The 19147-nt window shown below is 72.0% G+C and carries 19 protein-coding genes; 8 read left to right on the top strand and 11 right to left on the bottom strand.

Going from position 1 to position 19147, the window contains the following annotated elements; genetic code table 11:
• Positions 1-218: 218 nt before the first annotated feature.
• Entirely contained in the window at positions 219-1211 is a 993-nt protein-coding gene (locus ACGFWE_RS10795) for a small ribosomal subunit Rsm22 family protein (protein WP_393599355.1), read from the top strand.
• A gap of 21 nt (positions 1212-1232) precedes the next feature.
• Here the strand turns inward: ACGFWE_RS10795 and ACGFWE_RS10790 are convergent, their stop codons facing one another.
• The gene (locus tag ACGFWE_RS10790; RefSeq protein WP_393599353.1) at positions 1233-1427 is read right to left on the bottom strand and encodes a DUF6243 family protein; all 195 of its coding nucleotides are present in this window, start codon (positions 1425-1427) and stop codon (positions 1233-1235) included.
• A gap of 107 nt (positions 1428-1534) precedes the next feature.
• On the opposite strand from ACGFWE_RS10790, the gene ACGFWE_RS10785 reads away from it, so the two are divergent.
• The gene (locus tag ACGFWE_RS10785; protein ID WP_352383200.1) at positions 1535-2167 is read left to right on the top strand and encodes a TetR/AcrR family transcriptional regulator; all 633 of its coding nucleotides are present in this window, start codon (positions 1535-1537) and stop codon (positions 2165-2167) included.
• A 90-nt stretch (positions 2168-2257) separates the two neighbouring features.
• The gene (locus ACGFWE_RS10780; protein ID WP_352383198.1) at positions 2258-2995 is read left to right on the top strand and encodes a bifunctional DNA primase/polymerase; all 738 of its coding nucleotides are present in this window, start codon (positions 2258-2260) and stop codon (positions 2993-2995) included.
• Positions 2996-3006: 11 nt separating this feature from the next.
• Here ACGFWE_RS10780 and ACGFWE_RS10775 read toward each other — a convergent pair whose 3' ends face one another.
• The 4 genes from ACGFWE_RS10775 to efeO are packed head-to-tail and all read right to left on the bottom strand — an operon-like array spanning position 3007 to position 7265.
• Positions 3007-4011 (bottom strand): hypothetical protein, encoded by a 1005-nt coding sequence (locus ACGFWE_RS10775; protein ID WP_352383196.1) that lies wholly within the window; start codon positions 4009-4011, stop codon positions 3007-3009.
• Positions 3971-4843, bottom strand: a complete 873-nt coding sequence (gene efeU / locus ACGFWE_RS10770) for an iron uptake transporter permease EfeU (RefSeq protein ID WP_352383194.1) — start codon at positions 4841-4843, stop codon at positions 3971-3973. The genes ACGFWE_RS10775 and efeU overlap by 41 nt, the downstream gene beginning before the upstream one ends.
• Positions 4844-4846: 3 nt before the next feature.
• Positions 4847-6103 (bottom strand): iron uptake transporter deferrochelatase/peroxidase subunit, encoded by a 1257-nt coding sequence (gene efeB / locus ACGFWE_RS10765; protein ID WP_393599350.1) that lies wholly within the window; start codon positions 6101-6103, stop codon positions 4847-4849.
• Positions 6104-6113: 10 nt separating this feature from the next.
• The gene (efeO, locus tag ACGFWE_RS10760) at positions 6114-7265 is read right to left on the bottom strand and encodes an iron uptake system protein EfeO (RefSeq protein WP_393599348.1); all 1152 of its coding nucleotides are present in this window, start codon (positions 7263-7265) and stop codon (positions 6114-6116) included.
• Positions 7266-7422: 157 nt separating this feature from the next.
• Between efeO and ACGFWE_RS10755 the strand changes: the two genes are divergently transcribed.
• Positions 7423-8067, top strand: a complete 645-nt coding sequence (locus ACGFWE_RS10755; RefSeq protein WP_393599346.1) for a PhzF family phenazine biosynthesis protein — start codon at positions 7423-7425, stop codon at positions 8065-8067.
• 198 nt (positions 8068-8265) lie between these two features.
• Here the strand turns inward: ACGFWE_RS10755 and map are convergent, their stop codons facing one another.
• On the bottom strand, positions 8266-9123 hold the full coding sequence (gene map, locus ACGFWE_RS10750) for a type I methionyl aminopeptidase (RefSeq protein ID WP_393599344.1): 858 nt from the start codon (positions 9121-9123) through the stop codon (positions 8266-8268).
• A gap of 58 nt (positions 9124-9181) precedes the next feature.
• Between map and ACGFWE_RS10745 the strand changes: the two genes are divergently transcribed.
• The gene (locus tag ACGFWE_RS10745) at positions 9182-9412 is read left to right on the top strand and encodes a hypothetical protein (protein WP_352383186.1); all 231 of its coding nucleotides are present in this window, start codon (positions 9182-9184) and stop codon (positions 9410-9412) included.
• Here ACGFWE_RS10745 and ACGFWE_RS10740 read toward each other — a convergent pair whose 3' ends face one another.
• Positions 9413-10711, bottom strand: a complete 1299-nt coding sequence (locus tag ACGFWE_RS10740; protein WP_393599342.1) for an MFS transporter — start codon at positions 10709-10711, stop codon at positions 9413-9415. It lies immediately after the preceding gene.
• Positions 10712-10762: 51 nt separating this feature from the next.
• Complete coding sequence (locus tag ACGFWE_RS10735; RefSeq protein ID WP_393599340.1) at positions 10763-11365, bottom strand: hypothetical protein; 603 nt, start codon at positions 11363-11365, stop codon at positions 10763-10765.
• 312 nt (positions 11366-11677) lie between these two features.
• Between ACGFWE_RS10735 and npdG the strand changes: the two genes are divergently transcribed.
• Positions 11678-12385, top strand: coding sequence for an NADPH-dependent F420 reductase (npdG, locus tag ACGFWE_RS10730; RefSeq protein WP_352383181.1), 708 nt, complete (start codon positions 11678-11680; stop codon positions 12383-12385).
• 60 nt (positions 12386-12445) lie between these two features.
• Positions 12446-12625, top strand: coding sequence for a hypothetical protein (locus tag ACGFWE_RS10725; protein WP_352383179.1), 180 nt, complete (start codon positions 12446-12448; stop codon positions 12623-12625).
• Here ACGFWE_RS10725 and ACGFWE_RS10720 read toward each other — a convergent pair.
• Positions 12610-13377, bottom strand: a complete 768-nt coding sequence (locus ACGFWE_RS10720) for a site-2 protease family protein (RefSeq protein WP_393599338.1) — start codon at positions 13375-13377, stop codon at positions 12610-12612. The two genes, ACGFWE_RS10725 and ACGFWE_RS10720, sit on opposite strands and share 16 nt — an antisense overlap.
• 529 nt (positions 13378-13906) lie before the next feature.
• Here ACGFWE_RS10720 and ACGFWE_RS10715 point away from each other — a divergent pair.
• The gene (locus ACGFWE_RS10715; protein ID WP_393599336.1) at positions 13907-17284 is read left to right on the top strand and encodes a BTAD domain-containing putative transcriptional regulator; all 3378 of its coding nucleotides are present in this window, start codon (positions 13907-13909) and stop codon (positions 17282-17284) included.
• Positions 17285-17303: 19 nt separating this feature from the next.
• Here ACGFWE_RS10715 and ACGFWE_RS10710 read toward each other — a convergent pair whose 3' ends face one another.
• Entirely contained in the window at positions 17304-18119 is an 816-nt protein-coding gene (locus ACGFWE_RS10710) for an ABC transporter permease (RefSeq protein ID WP_393599335.1), read from the bottom strand.
• A complete protein-coding gene (locus ACGFWE_RS10705; RefSeq protein ID WP_393599334.1) occupies positions 18116-19141 on the bottom strand; it encodes an ATP-binding cassette domain-containing protein in 1026 nt (341 codons plus the stop codon). Before ACGFWE_RS10705 ends, ACGFWE_RS10710 begins: the two co-directional genes overlap by 4 nt.
• Between the last annotated feature and the right edge of the window lie 6 nt (positions 19142-19147).

Genomic DNA, 19147 nt, shown 5'->3' with positions numbered 1-19147 from the left:
GAGCGCGGCCCTCAGGGCCGGTGGGGCTGACGTCTGGGGCCGCAGCCCACGGGCGGGCCGTAGGAGCGGCAGCCCCTGAAGGACGGTACGGACAGGGACAGCGGGAGGGTGAGAACCCGCGAGGCCCGCCGCCGCATGGCGAGGGCAACCGCCCCCGCACCGCGAGGTCCGCCCCCGCACCGCGAGGTCCGCCCCCCGGCCGCCCATAGAATCACCGGGTGACCGCCCCCGCACCCCCGGCCGAGACCCTCCGTAGCGCCCTCGGCGCCCTCCTCGACGGCCTTCCCCCGAAGCAGGCCGCCCAGGCGGTGGATCGTCTGATCGCCGCCTACCGCGGAGCCACCCCGACCGACAGCCCCATCCTCCGCGACCGCGCGGACGTGGCCGCCTATGCCGCCTACCGCATGCCCGCCACCTTCGAGGCGGTCCACGCGGCCCTGGAGGCGCTCGCCGAGGCCGTCCCCGACTGGAGTCCCGCCGGTCACACCGACGTCGGCGGCGGCACCGGTGCCGCGACCTGGGCCGTCGCCGCCACCTGGCCGGGCGACCGGGCGGTCACCGTCCTGGACTGGTCCGAGCCCGCGCTCGCCCTCGGCCGCGAGATCGCCGCCGCCAACCCGGCCCTGAAGGACGCCCGCTGGCAGCGCGCCAGGATCGGCCAGGACCTCGCTCTGCCCGCGACGGACCTGGTCACCGTGTCGTACGTCCTCAACGAACTCGCCCCGGCCGACCGCACCGCCCTCGTGGACACCGCGGCGGCGTCGGCACAGACGGTCGTGATCGTCGAGGCCGGGACCCCCGCCGGGTACGCCCGCGTCATCGAGGCCCGCGACCGTCTCGTCGCCGCCGGTTTCCGCGTCGCCGCGCCCTGCCCCCACAGCGCCGCCTGCCCGATCGCCCCCGGCGAGGACTGGTGCCACTTCTCGGCGAGGGTCAGCCGCTCCTCCCTCCACCGTCAGGTCAAGGGGGGCTCCCTGCCGTACGAGGACGAGAAGTTCAGCTATGTCGCCGCCACCCGGCTCCCCGCCACCCCGGCGCCGGCCCGGGTGATCCGGCGTCCCCAGATCCGCAAGGGCCAGGTCCTCCTCGACCTCTGCGAGCCGGACGAGCAACTGACCCGCCGCACGGTCACCAAGCGCCACGGCGACCTGTACAAGGCGGCGAGGGACACGGCGTGGGGCGACGCCTGGCCCCCGCCGGAGAGGCCGTAGCCCCGATCCGCGGTGGCCCCCTCACGCGGACGCTTCCCCCGCCGCGTCCGCGGCCCGCTTCTCCTGCAGTTTCCGCAACAGCTCACGCTTGTGCGCCTGCGGGTCCCGCGCGCCGCCGATCCGGCCGTCGCGTTCGCCGCCGCGCAGCGCCTTGCGGCCGATGTTGCTGCGCGTACCGCCGACGCCGAGCATGCCGCCCGATCCACCTCGTGCCATGACCTGCTCCTTTCACGCCTCCCACTCCAAACGAGACGTCTCGTCTCGCCCATGGCCTCCACTCTCCGGCGAGACGCGCCGTCTTGTCAACCTGGTAAGTTCGCTTCATGGCCACCCACAACCCCAAGCAGCCCGCCCCCGACACCACCCGCCGCAGCGAGCGCTCCCGCCGCGCCATCTACGACGCCGCCCTCGACCTCGTCGCCGAGGTCGGCTACCCCAAGACCACGATCGAGGGGATCGCCGCCCGCGCCGGTGTCGGCAAGCAGACGATCTACCGCTGGTGGTCGTCGAAGGCGGAGGTCCTGATGGAGGCGTTCCTCGACCTGGGCGAGCAGGCGGCCCGCGAGGCAGGCCCCGAGCCGGCGGCGTACACCATCCCGGACACCGGTGACCTCGCAGCCGACCTCAAGGCCGTTCTGCGGCTCACCGTGGACCAGCTCAAGGACCCCCGCTTCGAGGCCCCCTCCCGCGCCCTGGCCGCCGAGGGCGTCGTCAACGAGGAAGTCGGCCGGGCCTTCATGACCAAACTCCTCGAACCGTCGCTCCAGCTGTACGTCGACCGGGTGCGCGCCGCCCAGGAGGCCGGCCAGGTGCGCCCCGAGATCGACCCGCGCATCGCCCTCGAACTCTGGGTCTCCCCCCTCGCCCAGCGCTGGCTCCAGCACACCGGCCCGATCAGCTACGACTACACCGACACCCTCGTCGACTACGCCCTCCACGGCATCGCACCCCGCTGAGTGCCCCACCTCGGTTCCGGACCCCCGAAGCCGTGGAAAGTGGGACCATGAGGCATGCTGTTCCGCACGACAGCGAGGCGAGGGTGGTAGATGAGCGCGGAGTCGGGGGGCCTGACCGGCCTGCAGGGCAAACTCTCCCAGTGGCTGCGCGGTCGCCGGCCGAAGGAGGCCGACGCCGGGGACGAAGGCGGTCGTGAGGCCCTGCTGCTGGCCGCCGCCTCAGCGGGACTCCCGCTCGCGCCCGCCGCGCACCCCGCCCCCGGATACCGGTGTTCCTGCGACCGGGTCGGCTGTCCCACGCCCGCCCGCCACCCCGTGTCCTTCGCCTGGCAGACCCAGTCGACCACCGACCGCGCGCAGATCGAACGCTGGGCCCGGAATCAGCCGCAGGCCAACTTCATCACCGCGACCGGCATGGTCCACGACGTCCTGGACGTCCCCCTGGAAGCCGGCCGGGAGGCCCTCGAGCGGCTCCTGGCCTCCGGCATCGAGGTCGGCCCGGTCGCCGAGAGCGACGACGGCCGGCTCCTCTTCTTCACCCTCACCCGCGGCACCCCCGAGGACGAGGACGAGTGGTGGCCGTGCGAACTGGACTGCCACCCCGAGACCGCGGACGAACACCCCGGCCTGCGCTGGCACTGCCGCGGTTCCTACGTCCTCGTACCGCCCGCCCGGCTGCCCGGCGACCAGACCGTGCACTGGGTCCGCGGCCTCGAACACCCGCTGCCCGACCCGCTGAGCCTCCTGGAAGTCCTCACCGACGTCTGCGCCCGCCACGTCGGCGAGGAGCCGGACCACACCAACACGGCCTGGCCCCTGCGCCGATAGCGGCCCGAGCGCTAGGAGCCCTGCGCTGACGTCAGGCCCTGGATCCTGCCGATCACGTCGACCTTTGGGTCGTCCGCGCCCTTCGGCGGGTCGAGCGCCACCTCGTTGGAGACGAACTCCATCATCAGCGACTGCTTGATCTCACCGGTCGTCAGCGCGAGCACGGCCGCACCGGGACTGGGGACCGACGTACCGGAGTGGGCCGTCTCCTTCACGTAGTGGTGCGTGGCGAAGAACACCAGCGCCCCGCCGTCCTTCGTGCGCAACGCCAGCGGCGCGTACGCATCGTTCGCCAGCGGTGCGTCGATGTACTGCGTGGCAAGGCCCGGCCTGATGGCGTCCTTGGCCCGGTCCGCCCGCCACACGCTGGTGTGGGTGCCGTCCGCGAAGACGTCGTCCGCGCCGCTCTTCAGATAGCTCGCGTAGTCCTTGCTCAGGTCCCCGGGCTCGGTGGCCAGACCGGTCGAGTTCGCCGGGACCGCTTCGGCCCAGCCGTCCGCGTCCTTCTTGAACTCCGGCACCTTGCCCTCGGCCACCAGCGTCAGATACGCCACCTGGAACGGCTCGTTCAGGCCGTCACGGGTGAACACCAGCAACCAGCGCGCGGTACCGCCCTTGTTGCCGGCCGCGTCGGCGACGAACCAGCGCGGCCAGCCCGCCTTCTTCGGGATGGTGTACGTCACGTCCGAGAGCTTCAGCGGAGTGTGCGAGGCGTTCCCGCTCGGGCTGTTGGCCTTGCCGGCCTTCAGCCGCGCCGCGTCGATGGCACCGAGCGCGCCGGTGACATGGGCGGCGTCCAGCGAGCTGTCGTACGCCTTGTCCGCCGCGTTGTACGCGTTCGTGAACTGCTGGAGCGCCTTGGCGGCCTCCGCCTTGGTGGTCGCGGGCAGCACCTCCCGCTCGCCGTGCACCACCACGCATCCGCTCGCCGTCATCGACAAAACGGTCACAGTGGCTGCTGTCAGTGCGCTCCGGTCAAGCCTGCGGAGCCTTCGAGGGCCGCGATCCCTGCTCATCAGGTGCCTTCACCTTCCCCTTCCCGGAGGCGAACCCTACCGGGGCGAGGAACAGCGCGAGCGTCGGGATCAAGTACAGCAGCCACACCGTGACCTGAAGGACGGTCGGGTCCGGCTGGAAGTTGAACACACCCTTGAGGAGCGTGCCGTACCAGCTGTCCGGCGGGATGGTGTCGCTGATGTCGAAGGCCCTGTCGTTCAGGCCGGGCAGCCAGTCGGCCTCCTGGAGATCGTGGAAGCCGTACGCCAGCACACCGGCGGCCACGACGACCAGCATCCCGCCGGTCCAGGTGAAGAACTTGGCGAGGTTGATGCGCAGGGCGCCCCGGTAGAACAGCCAGCCCAGGAAGACCGCCGTGGCGATACCGAGGGCCGCGCCGATCAGCGGGCGCGGGGTGCCGTCGCCGGCCGCGTGCACCGACGCCCACACGAACAGGGCGGTCTCCAGGCCCTCCCGGCCCACCGCGAGGAACGCGGTGGCGACCAGGGCGGCGGTGCCCATCTGCAGGGCGGCGTCCAGCTTGCCGTGCAGCTCGGACTTCAGGTGCCGGGCGGTGCGCCGCATCCAGAAGACCATCCACGTCACCAGGCCGACCGCGAGCACCGACAGGGAGCCGCCGAGCGCCTCCTGCGCCTCGAACGTCAGCTCCTGCGAGCCGAATTCGAGCGCGCATCCGAAGCCGAGGGCGAGCGCGACCGCGACGCCGATGCCGGTCCAGATGGGCCGCAGGGCGTCCCGGCGGCCCGTCTTGACCAGGTAGGCGATGAGGATGCAGACGACGAGAGACGCCTCCAGGCCCTCGCGCAGACCGATCAGGTAGTTGGAGAACACGGGTCAGGCCTCCTCGGAGAACAGCGTGCTGCCCCACCAGTCGTCCTTGTCACGGACGCCGGGCGGGACGGCGAAGACCGCCGAACCCACGTGCTGGATGTACTCGTTGAGCGCGTCGGTGGCCAGATGACGCTGGATACGGATGAAGCCCTCCCGGACGTCCTTCATGTACGCAAGGAAGAACAGCCCCGCGTCCAGCCGGCCGAGGCCGTCCGTGCCGTCGGTGAAGGAGTAGCCGCGCCGCAGGATCGTCGCCCCGCCGTTGGAGTCGGGGTGCGCGAGCCGGACGTGCGCGTCGGGCTTCATCGCCGGCAGGAACGGCTTGTCGCGCTCCTTCGCCCTGCCGACCGGTGCGCCCTCGCCCTTGTCACGGCCGAAGACGTCCTCCTGCTCCTGCAGCGAGGTGCGGTCCCAGGTCTCGATGTGCATGCGGATGCGACGGGCCACGAGGTAGGAGCCACCGTTCATCCACGGGGCGTCCTTGGCGTCCTTGGAGTCCACCCACACGAACTTCTTCAGACGGTCCGTCTCCGTGCCCGCGATGTTGCGGGTGCCGTCCTTGAAGCCCATCAGATTGCGCGGGGTCTGCGCGTCGGGCGTGGTGGACGAGGTCTTGCCGAAGCCGAGCTGCGACCAGCGGATGACGACCTTGCCGAAGCCGATCCGGGCGAGGTTGCGGATCGCGTGCACGGCGACCTGCGGGTCGTCCGCGCAGGCCTGGATGCACAGGTCGCCGCCGCTGCGGTTCTTGTCGAGGTTGTCCCCGGCGAACTGGGGCAGGTCGACGAGCGCCTCGGGCCGCCGGTCGGCGAGGTCGAACTTCCCGAACAGGGACGGCCCGAAGCCGATCGTCAGCGTCAGCCGCGACGGCTTGAGCCCCAGCGCCTCACCGGTGTCGTCCGGAGGCGCCTCGGCGAGACCGCCGTACGCCCCATCCCCGACCGCCTTCCCCTCGGTCATCCGCCGGGCCGCGGCCGTCCAGTCCTTGAGCATCTGCACGAACTCGGCGCGGTCGTCGGTCGTCACGTCGAACGCGGCGAAGTGCAGCCGGTCCTGCACGGGCGTGGCGATACCGGCCTGGTGGGTGCCGTGGAACTCGACGGCGGCACCGGTCTCGGCGGCGGTGGGGGAGATGTCGTCCCCGGTACGCGTCATCGCGACCGCGCCCCCGGCCGCGGCGGCACCGAGCGCGAGCCCGGCCCCGCCCCAGCCGATGAGCGCGCGGCGCGAGGGCGCCGTGGTGTTCTCTGCGTCCGTCATGACCCCTGCCTCAGGAGGACTTGGTGACGACGGCGGCGGCGAGCTTGGACAGCGGCTCGGCGAGCGCGTTGACCCCGTCCGACAGCTGCTTGCGATCGCCGTCGCCGACCTTGTCGTACGAGGTGAAGTCGTACGACGTCTTGTCGGCGCGGTACTTGTCCAGCAGCGTGTTCAGCGCCGCGAACTGCTTGTCGAGCTCGGTGACCAGGGCCGCGTCGTTCTCCTTGGCGACCGGCTTCAGCAGCTCGTACGACTTCTCGGCGCCCTCGACGTTGGCCTTGAAGTCGACGAGGTCGGTGTGCGAGTAGCGCTCCTCCTCGCCGGTGACCTTGCCGGTGGCGACCTCGTCGAGGAGCTCCTTGGCGCCGTTGGCCATGGAGGTCGGGGTGATGTCCGCCTTGCCGACCCGGTTCTGCCAGTCGGTGAGGTCGGTGATCAACTGGTCGGCGAGCGTCTTGTCCTCGGCGGTGATCTTCTTGTCCTGCCAGAGGGACTTCTCCAGCCGGTGCCAGCCGGTCCACTTCTGCCCGTCCTCCAGCCCGTCGGCCCGCACATCGACCTTCGGGTCGATGTCCCCGAAGGACTCGGCGACCGGCTCGGTGCGCTCCCAGCCGATGCGGGACGGGGCGTACGCCTTCTTGGCGGCCTCCAGGTCGCCCGCCTTGACCGCGGCGGCGAAGGTCTTCGCGAGCGGCAGGGTGGCGTCGGCCTGCTCCTGCGCGTACTTGCGGTACGCGGCGACGGCCGCGTCCAGCCGCGGATCGCGCTTGGCCGCGGTGCCCCCGGTGGCCTTGACCTGCTGGCGGATGCCGTCGCCCTTCATGCCGGGCTTGCAGGCGATGGTGTAGGTGCCGGCCTTCACCTCGGCGGTGACCTTCTGCTTGGTGCCCGGGCCGATGTTCTCGCGCTCGGTGACGATCCGGTCGTCGGGGAACAGGACGTAGACCTCGGTGACCTTGGAACCCTTGTTCTCGATCGCGAGCTCCACGTGGCCGGCCGGGAACTCCTTCTTGGAGATCTCGCACTTGCTGTCCGTGGCGGTCACGTCGATCACACGGTCGCTGTCGCCGGAGCCGGAGCTCGCTTTCTCCGTGCATCCCGTGACGGCGGTCAGGGCCGCCACGGCGGTGACGGTGACGACGGACAGTCTGGCGGCGCGCATACGAGCTCCTGAGGGTTGGATAGGCTCGCCTAACTTATCTGAGGCTTATCTATGTATGGCCCCAAGCAATTGCCAAGTAAGGGTCAAGTGAGAGTCAAAGACTCAGCTCCGGAGGCACGGGGAGGTACGGGACCTGCGCGGATGCTTCAATTCCCCCGTGACTGACTACGACGTGCTGCGCGTCTTCTGCGCGCCGAACGGCGGCTACGGCAATGAGCTGGGGGTCGTCCGCGAGGGGTCCGCGATCCCGGACCCGGACGAGCGACAGGTGTTCGCCGCGAAGCTCGGGTTCAGCGAGACCGTGTTCGTCGACGACCCCGAGCGGGGCGTCATCGACATCTACACCCCCTCCGTACGGCTGGCCTTCGCCGGATACCCGTGCGTCGGGGCCGCCTGGTTGCTCGACGTGCCCGAACTCGTCACACCCGCCGGGGTCGTCGGTACCCGGCTCGACGGGGAGTTCAGCTGGATCGAGGCGCGGGCCGAATGGGCGGCGCCGCGGACGTTCCGGCAGTACGCCACCGCCGCCGAGGTGGACGATCTGGCCATCCCTTCGGCGGGGGACTGGATCTACGCCTGGGCCTGGGAGGACGAGGCCGCCGGGCGGATCAGGGCCCGCGGCTTCCCCGGCCGCGGTGACGGTGTCGAGGAGGACGAGGCCACCGGCGCCGCCGCTCTCCAGCTCACCGCCGAACTGGGGCGCGCCCTGAACATCGTCCAGGGCGCCGGCTCCCAGATCCTCACGGCTCCGCAGCCGGGGGACTGGGTCGAGGTGGGAGGCCGCGTCCTCCTGGAACGCTGAGGCTCACGCGTCTCACGCGGACAGCGGGAACGTCTCGGCCGAGTGCCCGGAACGCTCCGCTGTCCAGCGTGAAGGCCCTCTTGGTTCGACCGCCGCTGCGGTCCCCGCAGATACGCCAGGTCCCGCTCCTGCGCGCGCCACCGGGCCGACGCCGCGTACCCGAACCACCGCCACTCGGTCGGCCACCCCGGAACAGGACTACGGCAGCGTCAGGATGTCCGCGCCCGTCTCCGTCACCACCAGCGTGTGCTCGAACTGGGCCGTCCGCTTGCGGTCCTTCGTGACGACCGTCCAGCCGTCGTCCCACATCTCGTACTCGTGCGTCCCGAGCGTCAGCATCGGCTCGATCGTGAACGTCATGCCGGGCTGGATGACCGTCGTCGCGTGCGGGCTGTCGTAGTGCGGGATGATCAGGCCGCTGTGGAAGGAGGAGTTGATGCCGTGGCCCGTGAAGTCGCGGACGACTCCGTAGCCGAAGCGCTTGGCGTACGACTCGATCACGCGGCCGATGATGTTGATCTGACGGCCCGGCCTGACCGCCTTGATCGCGCGGGCCAGCGACTCCCGGGTCCGCTCGACCAGCAGCCGGCTCTCCTCGTCGACGTCCCCCACCAGGTACGTCGCGTTGTTGTCGCCGTGCACCCCGCCGATGTACGCCGTCACGTCGAGGTTGATGATGTCGCCGTCCCGGAGCACGGTGGAGTCCGGAATGCCGTGGCAGATCACCTCGTTGAGGCTGGTGCACAGGGACTTCGGGAAGCCCCGGTAGCCGAGCGTCGACGGGTAGGCGCCGTGGTCGCACATGTACTCGTGCGCCACCTTGTCCAGTTCGTCGGTGGTCACCCCGGGGGCGATCAGCTTCGCGGCCTCCGCCATCGCCCGCGCCGCGATACGGCCGGCGATCCGCATCGCCTCGACGGTCTCCGGGGTCTGCACCTCCGGCCCCGTGTACGGCGTCGGCGCGGGCTTGCCGACGTACTCGGGGCGACGGATGTTTCCGGGCACGGAACGGATGGGGGACAGGTCCCCGGGCACGAGCAGCGACTGGCCAGACATGGCGAAGAGTCTATCCAGCGGCGATGGGGGAACATGTCGGAGGCGAGAGGAGCAGGTCATGTCCTTGTTCAAGAAGCGCGCGGTCGGCAAGCCGGGCGAGTGGTACTACTGCCTGGAGCACAAGAAGGTCGAGGAAGGGCCCGAGTGCCCGGCCAAGGACCGGTTCGGGCCGTACGCGAGCCGCAAGGAGGCCGAGCAGGCCATGGAGACGGCCCGCGAGCGCAACGTCGAGTGGGAGAACGACCCCAAGTGGCACGACACCCCGGCGGCGGGCCGGGAGGACGACTGATCACACCTGGGCCGCGGTCCTCTGCTCCCGCACCCGGGCCGCGTGCTCGTCGGTGCGGGCGTCGTACGTCATCAGCTTCGGCAGGCACAGGGCCAGGAGGCCCACCGCCCCGGCGCACAGCACCCCGCCCGACCAGACGGACGTCCGCACGCCCCACCACGCGGCGAAACCACCGCTGCGGACCTGGCCGACGGTCGGGCCCACGGAGTACGACAGCAGTTCGATTCCGGCGAGCCGCCCGCGCAGCTCGTCCGGGATGGTCTGGTTCCACATGATCCCCCGGAAGATCCCGCTGACCATGTCGCAGCCTCCGGCCACGGTGAGGAACAACAGCACCAGCCAGACGTTGCTCATGGTCCCGGCCGCCGCGATCGCCAGGCCCCAGAGGGCGGCCGACAGCACCACCATCCGGCCGTGCCGGTGGATCCGCGCGGTCCAGCCGCTGACCAGGCTCACCAGCAGCGCGCCCAGCGGGACGCTCGCGTACATCAGGCCCAGCGACCACTCGGCGTCCAGCTCGTCCGCGAGGAACGGCAGCACGGCCAGCGGCATCGCCAGGAACATCGCGGCGAGGTCGACGGCGTAGGTGCCGAGGAGTTCCTTGCGGCTCCAGGCGTACCGCGCGCCCTCCGCGATGGCCTTCAGCGACGGCCTGGCCGCCTCGTGGGCGGCGGGGGAGGCCGCGATCCGTACGACGAGGACGACGGACACGGCGAAGGTCAGCAGGTCCGCGCCGTAGGCCCAGCCGAGACCCGCGTAGGCCACCACCACGCCCGCCAGCGCCGGGCCCGCGACCCCGCCGACCGTCCAGCGGAAGGAGTTCAGCGAGGCCGCCGCCGGCAGGTGCTCGTGAGCCACGATCCGGGGCCAGAGGGAGTCGAGCGCGGGACGCTGCACCGAGACCAGGGCGGAGGACAGGGCGGCGACGACGTACAGCGGCCAGACGGCGGGGTGCGGGAGCAGCGCGTTGAGCAGCAGGGCCGCGCTCAGCAGGCCCTGCCCGGCCTCGGTCCACACGATCAGCTTCCGCTTGTCCCACGCGTCCGCGAGCGCGCCGCCGTACAGGCCGAAGACGAGGAGCGGGAGCAGCTCCACGGCCCCGATCGCGCCCACCGCCGCCGCCGAGTCCGTCAGGTCCTTCAGTTGCACCGGCAGTGCCACGAAGGTCAGGAAGGAGCCGAAGTTCGAGATCAGCCCCGAGTACCACAGCCGCCGGAAGTCCCGGGAGGCCCGCCAGGGGGCGAGGTCGGGGAGCATCGCGCGAAGGCCGGAAGGGGGTGCGGGGGCGTCGTCGGTCACGACTCGTCATGGTCCGGGGAGGCCTCCCGGTGCGGCAACTGCTTTTCGAGGCTACCAGCGGGCCGGAGGCGGCGCCGTCAGCTGGTCGGCCAGTCTCGACAGCCGGTCCCGGAACCGCCGCCGGCCCCTGGGCGTGGGCACGGCGTTCTCGCCGGCCGCCGCGCTCACCAGGTGCTGCACGGTGTCCAGATCGAGGTCCGTGCCCTCCGGTACGGCCAGCGACTCGTGGGCCATCGCGGCGAGTTCGCCCTCGCCGGGGCCGAGGGAGAGGACCGTCGCGCCGGCCCGCCGGGCGTCGTGGACCTGCTCCAGGAGCGGGGCGCCCGGCCGGTCCAGGGACACCACCAGCAGGGTCTCGCCGCGCCGGGCCGCCGCGAGCCGGCCAGGACCGACCGACAGGTGCGCGGGGTCGGAGGGACGGGCGTCGTGGCGTACGAGCGTGGGGGCCAGCTCCGGTGTGCCCGACCAGGCGGCCTCGTCGACCAGATGGGCCGCCAGGTGCCACGGTTCGTACTCCGGGGTGCCGACCAGGAGCAGTCCGCCCCCGTGCGAGACCACCGACCCGCGCAGCACGCCCGCGAACCGCCGCGTGGCTCCCAACCACTCGGTCCCGGCGAGCACTTCGCGCAGCAGCGCGACCCGTACGGCGTCCATGGGGCCGCATCCTGCCGCAAGCGGACGTGCGCGGCCCGTGGTTCGGCCCGGATTCGCCCGAACCGGGCAGAGCGGCACCGAGGACGACGGATCGCCGGCGCCGGCACGCACCGCCGACGGCCTGCCCGCCGCCTGCTGCGAGCCGGTCCGGATCGGGGGATCTGACCTGGCTCGGGTCGACGCCTCGCCCGTCGGGCGCCGCGACGAGGCCTGGGACCTCGGCGCCGGGGAGCGGATCGCCTTCGGGCGGGTGCCCGTGACGCGGCTCACCCGACCGGCCGGGGTGGGCGGGGCGGACGTAAAGTCGGGCCCATGACCTCTACCGACAGTGCTGCACAGAAGGCTCCCGCCAAGGACCCCTGGGACCTTCCCGACGTCTCCGGGCTCGTCGTCGGCGTGCTCGGCGGGACCGGGCCGCAGGGCAAGGGCCTCGCCTACCGGCTCGCCCGCGCCGGGCAGAAGGTGATCATCGGCTCTCGCGCCGCCGACCGCGCCCAGGCCGCCGCCGACGAACTCGGGCACGGTGTCGAGGGCGCCGACAACGCCGAGACCGCGCGCCGCAGCGACATCGTGATCGTCGCCGTGCCGTGGGACGGCCACGGCAAGACGCTGGAGTCGCTGCGCGAGGAACTCGTCGGCAAGCTCGTCGTCGACTGCGTCAACCCGCTCGGCTTCGACAAGAAGGGCGCCTACGCGCTGAAGCCGGAGGAGGGCAGCGCGGCGGAACAGGCGGCGGCCCTGCTCCCGGAGTCGCGGGTCACCGCCGCCTTCCACCATCTGTCGGCCGTGCTGCTCCAGGACCCGGAGGTCGAGGAGATCGACACCGACGTCATGGTGCTCGGCGAGGAGCGGGCCGACGTGGAGATCGTGCAGGCGCTGGCCGGCCGTATCCCCGGGATGCGCGGCATCTTCGCGGGCCGGCTGCGCAACGCCCACCAGGTGGAGTCGCTGGTCGCCAACCTGATCTCGGTCAACCGGCGGTACAAGGCGCACGCGGGACTGCGGGTCACGGACGTGTGAGCCGATGGGGGACACTGGACGCCGTAGCGCAGCAGTGTCCCCCGACAGGAGCCCGATCCCATGCCCCGCCTCGCCCTCTACGCCCTCGCCGTCTGCCTCCTCGCCGTCGCGGCGGCGGTCGTGTCCTTCGTCCAGGGCAGCTGGCTGGGGATCGTGTGGGTGCTGCTGGCGGGGCTGTCGTCCAACATGTGCTGGTACTACGTCAAGCGCGGCAGGATCGACGCCTACCAGAAGCGGTAGAGGCTCCAGCCGTACGACGCCTCCAGGTCGCTGACCCCGAGTCCGTTCAGGACCGCGTGGACCAGGTCGAAGAACACGCTGTTGACCTGCGGCACCCACAGCAGTGCGAAGACGAACAGCAGGCCGAAGGGGGCGAAGGGCTCGATCTGCCGCTTGACCTCGTACGAGAGCCAGGGCTCGATGATGCCGTAGCCGTCCAGTCCCGGGACCGGGAGGAAGTTCAGGATGGCGGCGGAGACCTGGAGCAGGGCGAGGAAGGCCAGCGCGTAGAGGAACACCGGCGGTACGCCGTCGAGGGCGTCCAGCCAGAACGGGGCCGTGCAGACGACGGCGAACAGGACGTTCGTCAGCGGACCCGCCGCGGAGATCAGGCTGTGCCGCCAGCGGCCGCGGATCCGGTCGCGCTCGATGAACACCGCGCCGCCGGGGAGGCCGATGCCGCCCATGATCACGAAGATGACGGGGAGCACGATGCTGAGCAGGGCGTGGGTGTACTTCAGCGGGTTCAGCGTGAGGTAGCCCTTGGCGCCGATCGTGATGTCGCCGCTGTGCAGGGCGGTGCGGGCGTGGGCGTACTCGTGCAGACAGAGGGACACGATCCAGGCGCCGGTCACGAACAGGAAGACGGCGATGTCCGTCCGCTCGGCGAATCCGGTCCAGGTCGCCCAGCCCGTCACCGCCGTCACGGCGCAGATCCCGAGGAAGACGGGGCTGATCCGCCGGTCGCTGTGGCGGGTGGTGGCGGTGGTCATGGGGCTCCCTGAACTGGACGAGCACGCGGCGGGACGGCCCGACGGTACCGGGCACAGGTGAGAACGTCTTGGGGTGGGGCGGAGGTTCCATGGAGGGTTGGGGGGTGCGCATGCCTGCGGCGCTTCTGGGGGTCGGGCGGGCGGGGGCTGGTGCGGGGCGTTGGGGTGCGTGGTGGGCGAGGGCCCGAGTTGGCCGGGGCCCGACCTGGCCGGCAACCCGGTCCGCGGGGCGGCGAGATGCGGTCGGCGACTTGGCCCGCTCGGCGACCCCACCTGCACGGCGGCCCGACCTGGCTGGCGGACCACTCCGCCCGGCGACCAGATGCGGTCGGCGACTTGGCCCGCTCGGCGACCCCACCCGCATGGCGGCCCGACCTGGCTGGCGGACCGATGCGGCTGCGACCAGTGCGGGCCGCGAGTCGACCTGGCTGGCGGTCCGACCCCCGCCGGCGATCCGACTCGACCCGCCCGGCTCCGACGACACCCCGCTGAAGTAACCCCGTGACCGGCCCCGACCTCACCGGAGACAATGGACCCCGTGCGCTATCGCATCCTCGGCACCACCCAGGCACTCCGTCCCGACGGTACGTCCGTCCCCGTCGGTGGCACGCGGCTGCGCGCGCTGCTGACCGTTCTCGCCCTGCGGCCCGGCCGTACCGTCCCGGTGAGCCTTCTCGTGGACGAGGTGTGGGGTGACGACCCGCCGGCCGACGCGACCGGTGCGCTGCAGGCGCTGGTCGGGCGGCTCAGGCGGGCGCTCGGGGCGGACGCGGTCGCCTCGGTGGAGGGCGGCGGTTACCGGCTCACGGCGGGGCCGGACGACATCGACCTGCACCGTTTCGAGCGGCTCGCCGGTGACGGCATGCGGGCGCTGGCCGACGGCGACCCCGCGAAGGCGGCCGTGGTCCTGGACGACGCCCTCGCGCTGTGGCGGGGCCCGGCGCTGGCCGATCTGCCCGACCGTACGGCCGAGGCGGCGCGCGTGCAGGCCCGCCGGCTGGATGCCCTGCGCGCCCGTCACACCGCCGCGCTCGCCCTGGGCCAGGCCGACCAGTGTCTGCCCGAACTGACCGCCCTGTGCGACACCCACCCCCTCGACGAGCCCCTCCAGGCCCTCCGCCTGCGCGCCCTGCGCGACACGGGCCGCACGGCGGAGGCGCTGGCCGCCTACGAGACCGTACGACAGCTGCTCGCGGACCGGTTGGGAGCCGACCCGGGAGCCGAACTGCGGGCGCTGCACGGGCAGTTGCTGCGACCGGAGCCGCCCCGCGAGGACCGGGGGGCCGCTGCGGCAGCACCTGCGGGTGAGGGGGCTCGCGGCACCGACGGTGGCGCCGGCACAAACGCCCCGGCCGCGACTCAGACGACCGCACCCTCGCCCCCCGGCAACCTCCGCGCCCGTCTCACCTCCTTCGTCGGCCGGGAAGCCGACATCGAGGCGATTCGCGGAGACCTCGCCGGCGCGCGGCTGGTCACGCTGCTCGGGCCGGGCGGGGCCGGGAAGACCCGGCTCTCGCAGGAGGCCGCCGAGGCCGTGGGAGACGTGGTGCGGGACGGGGTGTGGCTGGCCGAGCTCGCGCCGGTCGACGATCCGGACGCCGTCCCCGAGGCCGTGCTCACCGCAGTGGGCGCCCGCGAGACCGTGATGTACGGCGCCGGTGCCGAGGCGATGCGCGCCGCCGGGAGCGAGCGGCTCGACGACCCCGTGGAGCGGCTCGCCGAGCACTGCGGCCGGCGCAGCATGCTGCTGATCCTCGACAACTGCGAGCACGTGGTCGACGCGGCGGCGCGGCTGACGGAGACGCTCCTGGAACGCTGTCCGGGGCTGACCGTCCTCGCCACCAGCCGTGAACCCCTCGGTGTGCCAGGGGAGTTGCTGCGGCCCGTGGAGCCTCTCCCCGAGCCGGTCGCGCTGCGGCTGCTCGCCGACCGGGGTGCCGCCGCCCGGCCCGGATTCCGGGTCGACACCGACGAGGAGACCGCGGCGGCCTGCGCCGAGATCTGCCGGCGCCTCGACGGGCTGCCTCTCGGCATCGAGCTCGCCGCCGCCCGGCTACGGATGCTGACCGCACGTCAGATCGCCGACCGGCTCGACGACCGCTTCCGGCTGCTCACCTCCGGAAGCCGTACCGTGCTGCCCCGCCAGCAGACCCTGCGGGCCGTCGTCGACTGGTCCTGGGACCTGCTCGACGAGGAGGAACGGGACGTCCTGCGGCGGCTGTCGGTGTTCGCCGGCGGGTGCGACCTGGCCGCCGCCGAGGCCGTGTGCGGTCCCGTCGCGCTGGACGCGCTCGGCTCGCTCGTCGACAAGTCCCTGGTGGTGGCGGCGCCTTCACCGGGTCAGGGGGACGGCGAGATGCGCTACCGGCTCCTGGAGACCGTCGCCGAGTACGCCGGCGAGCGCCTCGACGAGGTGGACGGGCTGCGCGCCGACGCCGAGCGCGCGCATCTGACGTACTACCGTGAACTCGCCCGCACCACCGACCCGTTGCTGCGCGGGCCCGGCCAACTCGCCGCCATCGGGCGGCTGGAGCGCGAGTACGAGAACCTCCGCACCGCCCTGCGCCGGGCCGTGGCCGACCGCGACGAGCAGGAAGGGCTGTGCCTGGTCCTGTCGCTGGCCTGGTACTGGCAGATGCGCGACCTGCGCATCGAGGCCCGCAACTGGTCCCGTGACGTCCAGGGCCTGGGCCCCGACCCCTTCACCGAGCCGGTCCGCCCGGCCGCACCGGTGTGGGAGCGCTGCACGGACACCCCGCCGCCCTGGACCGGCGAGGTGCTGCAGGAGGCCCGGCGCGGCGCCCATCTCGTTCATCTCGCCTGCATGGACACCGAGTTGGACGCCTGGCAGAACCAGCACGCGCAGGCGAAGCTGCGGTCCATCGCGGCCACCTACGAGCCGGGCATGGCGCAGACCTGCCGGATGCCGGGCTCCCTGTGGTTCTTCGCCATCATGCTCACCGGGGACCTCGAGCGGCTGCGGAAGGTCATCCAGGCGACCGTCGACACCTGCCGGACCACCCCGGGTTACGACTGGGAGCTCGCCGCGGCCCTCCAGTGGCGGGCCAATCTGCTCGCCAACCGCTCCGACTGGGCCGGGGACGCCATCCAGGACGCCGAGGAGGCGCTGGAGATCTACGAGCGGATCGGCGATCTGTGGGGCACCGCCGAGGCGCTCTCCGCGCGGGCCGAGGCCCATGAGCGCAAGGGTGAATGGCACGAGGCCGCGGCCGACTACGAGCGGGCGATCGAGCGGGCCGAACAACTCGGCGCCCGCGCCCAGAAGTCCGTGCTCAACGCCCGGCTGGGCAGCGCGCTGCTGGAGACGGGGGAGGCCGAGCGCGGCGAACTCCTGCTGCGTGAGGTGATCGCCGACCGGGACGGCGCCCGCAACGAGGCGATGCCCGCCGCACGGATGTTCCTCGCCGGCCGGCTCGGCATGACCGGCCGCATTCCCGAAGCGCGCGAACAACTCCAGCTGCTGCGCCAGCAGTTCGGCATCGCTCACTTCGTCATCTTCGACGCCTTCATCCTCGGCTCGGAGGCCTGGCTCGAGGCCTGGGACGGCTGCTACGAGAAGTGCCTGACCCTGACCCGCCGGGCGCTTGAGAAGTCCGAGGACCCGCTGGCCCTGACCATCGCCCCGCAGATGCGCACCATGTACCTGCACACCGCCGGGCTGGCCCTCGCCGGGGCCGACGGCGGCGCCCGCGCCCGCGACGGAGCCCGCTGCCTCAGGGCGGGGGACGCGCTGCTGCCGCCCAGCCACGCCCCGACGACCATCGAGCGCACCGTGCGCGGCAGGGCCGAGCAGGAGCTGCGCGCGGTGCTGGGCGACGCGGCCTACGAGTCGGCGTACGCGGAGGGCGACGGCCTCTCCCCGCAGGAGGCCGCCGCCCTGGTGTGACGCGCACGCAAGGTGAACGTCAGCTCTTCGTGCGGAACTTGTGGATGGCGATCGGCGCCATCACCGCCGTGAGCGCCGCCGACCAGGCGAGCGTCAGCCACACGTCGTGCGCGGCCGGACCGCCCACCATCAGCCCGCGCGCGGCGTCCGCGAGCGCGGACAGCGGGTTGTAGTCGGTGAAGTTCTGCAGCCAGCCCGGCATCGACTGGGTGGGTGCGAAGATCGACGAGCCGAACTGCAGCGGCATCAGCACCAGGAAACCCATGGCCTGCACGGACTGGGCGCTCTTCATCACCACGCCGAGGGTGAGGAACACCCACATCAGGGCCGAGCCGAAGACGGCGGACAGCCCCACCGACGCGAGCAGACCGGCCCAGTTGGTGATGTCGAAGCCCACCAGAACACCCACGACCATCAGGACCGCGGTCGCGAACAGCATCCGCATCAGCTCCACCGCGATCTTGGCGAACAGCACCGAGCCGCGGCCGATCGGCAGGGACCGGAAGCGGTCCATGACACCGGAGTTGAAGTCCGTGTTGAAGCCGGTGCCGACGCCCTGGGCCATGTTCATGCCCATCATGGCCATCAGCCCGGGCACCACGTACTGCACATAGGCCTGCTGGCCGCCGCCGAGGGACTGGCCGATGGAGCCGCCGAAGACGTACACGAACAGCAGGGTGAAGATGACCGGGAACAGGATGGCGTCGAACATCGACTCCGGGTCCTGCTTGATCCACAGCAGGTTGCGGCGGACCAGGGCGCCGGTGTGGCGCAGGTGGCCGCGCAGCGGGATACGGGCGTCGGCTTCGGTGGCGGTAAGGGTGGCGGCGCTCATACGGCGACCTCCTCGCGGGTGTCGGTGGGGACGGCGTCCTGCGGGGCACTGGCACGGTGGCCGGTGAGGGACAGGAACACCTCGTCCAGGCTGGGCAGTTCGGTGGTGATGGAGGAGAGGGTGATACCGCGCGCGGTGACCGCGCCGACCACGGCGGTCAGCTGCTCGTCGCTGAGGATGGGGACGATGAGGGCGCCGCCGTCGGTGTCCACCGTGCTGGTGGCCAGCCCAGTGATGCCGAGCTCGTCGATCCACCCGGCGAGCGGTTGCAGCTGCAGCGGATCGACGGGCCGTACCCGCAGCGAGCGGCCGCCGACCTTCGCCTTGAGCTCCTCGATGGCGCCGTCGGCGATGACCTTGCCGTGGTCCACGACGGTCAGCTCGGAGGCGAGCTGCTCGGCCTCCTCCATGTACTGCGTGGTCAGCAGGACGGTCACCCCCTCCCCGACCATCCGCTTGACCTCGTCCCACACCTCGTTGCGGGTACGCGGGTCGAGACCGGTGGTCGGCTCGTCCAGGAACAGGACCTGGGGCCGGCCGATCATCGAGGCGGCGAGGTCGAGCCGGCGCCGCATACCGCCGGAGTAGGTGCTCGCCGGCCGCTTCGCCGCGTCCGTGAGCGAGAACCGCTCCAGCAGCTCGTCGGCCCGGGTGCGGGCCTCCTTGCGGGGCAGGTCGAGCAGCCGCCCGATCATGTACAGGTTCTCCCAGCCCGGCAGCTTCTCGTCCACCGAGGCGTACTGCCCGGTGAGCCCGATCACCCGCCGCAGCTGCCGGGGCTGCCGTACGGCGTCGTAACCGGCGACCGTGGCCTGTCCGGAGTCCGGGGCGAGGAGGGTGGAGAGAATGCGTACGAGGGTGGTCTTGCCGGCGCCGTTCGGCCCGAGGACACCCATCACGGTGCCCTCGCGCACGTCCAGGTCGACGCCGTCCAGCGCCTTGGTCTCGCCGTAGTGCTTGACCAGCCCCCGCACGGAAACGGCGGAGTCCCCGCTCTTGGGGTTCTTGTCGATTCGCGTCATACCGAG

This window comes from Streptomyces sp. NPDC048523, assembly GCF_043199815.1.
Taxonomy (GTDB): Bacteria; Actinomycetota; Actinomycetes; order Streptomycetales; family Streptomycetaceae; genus Streptomyces.
The sequence above is the reverse complement of the archived record's forward strand: the minus strand, read 5'-3'. Positions and strand labels throughout refer to the sequence as shown.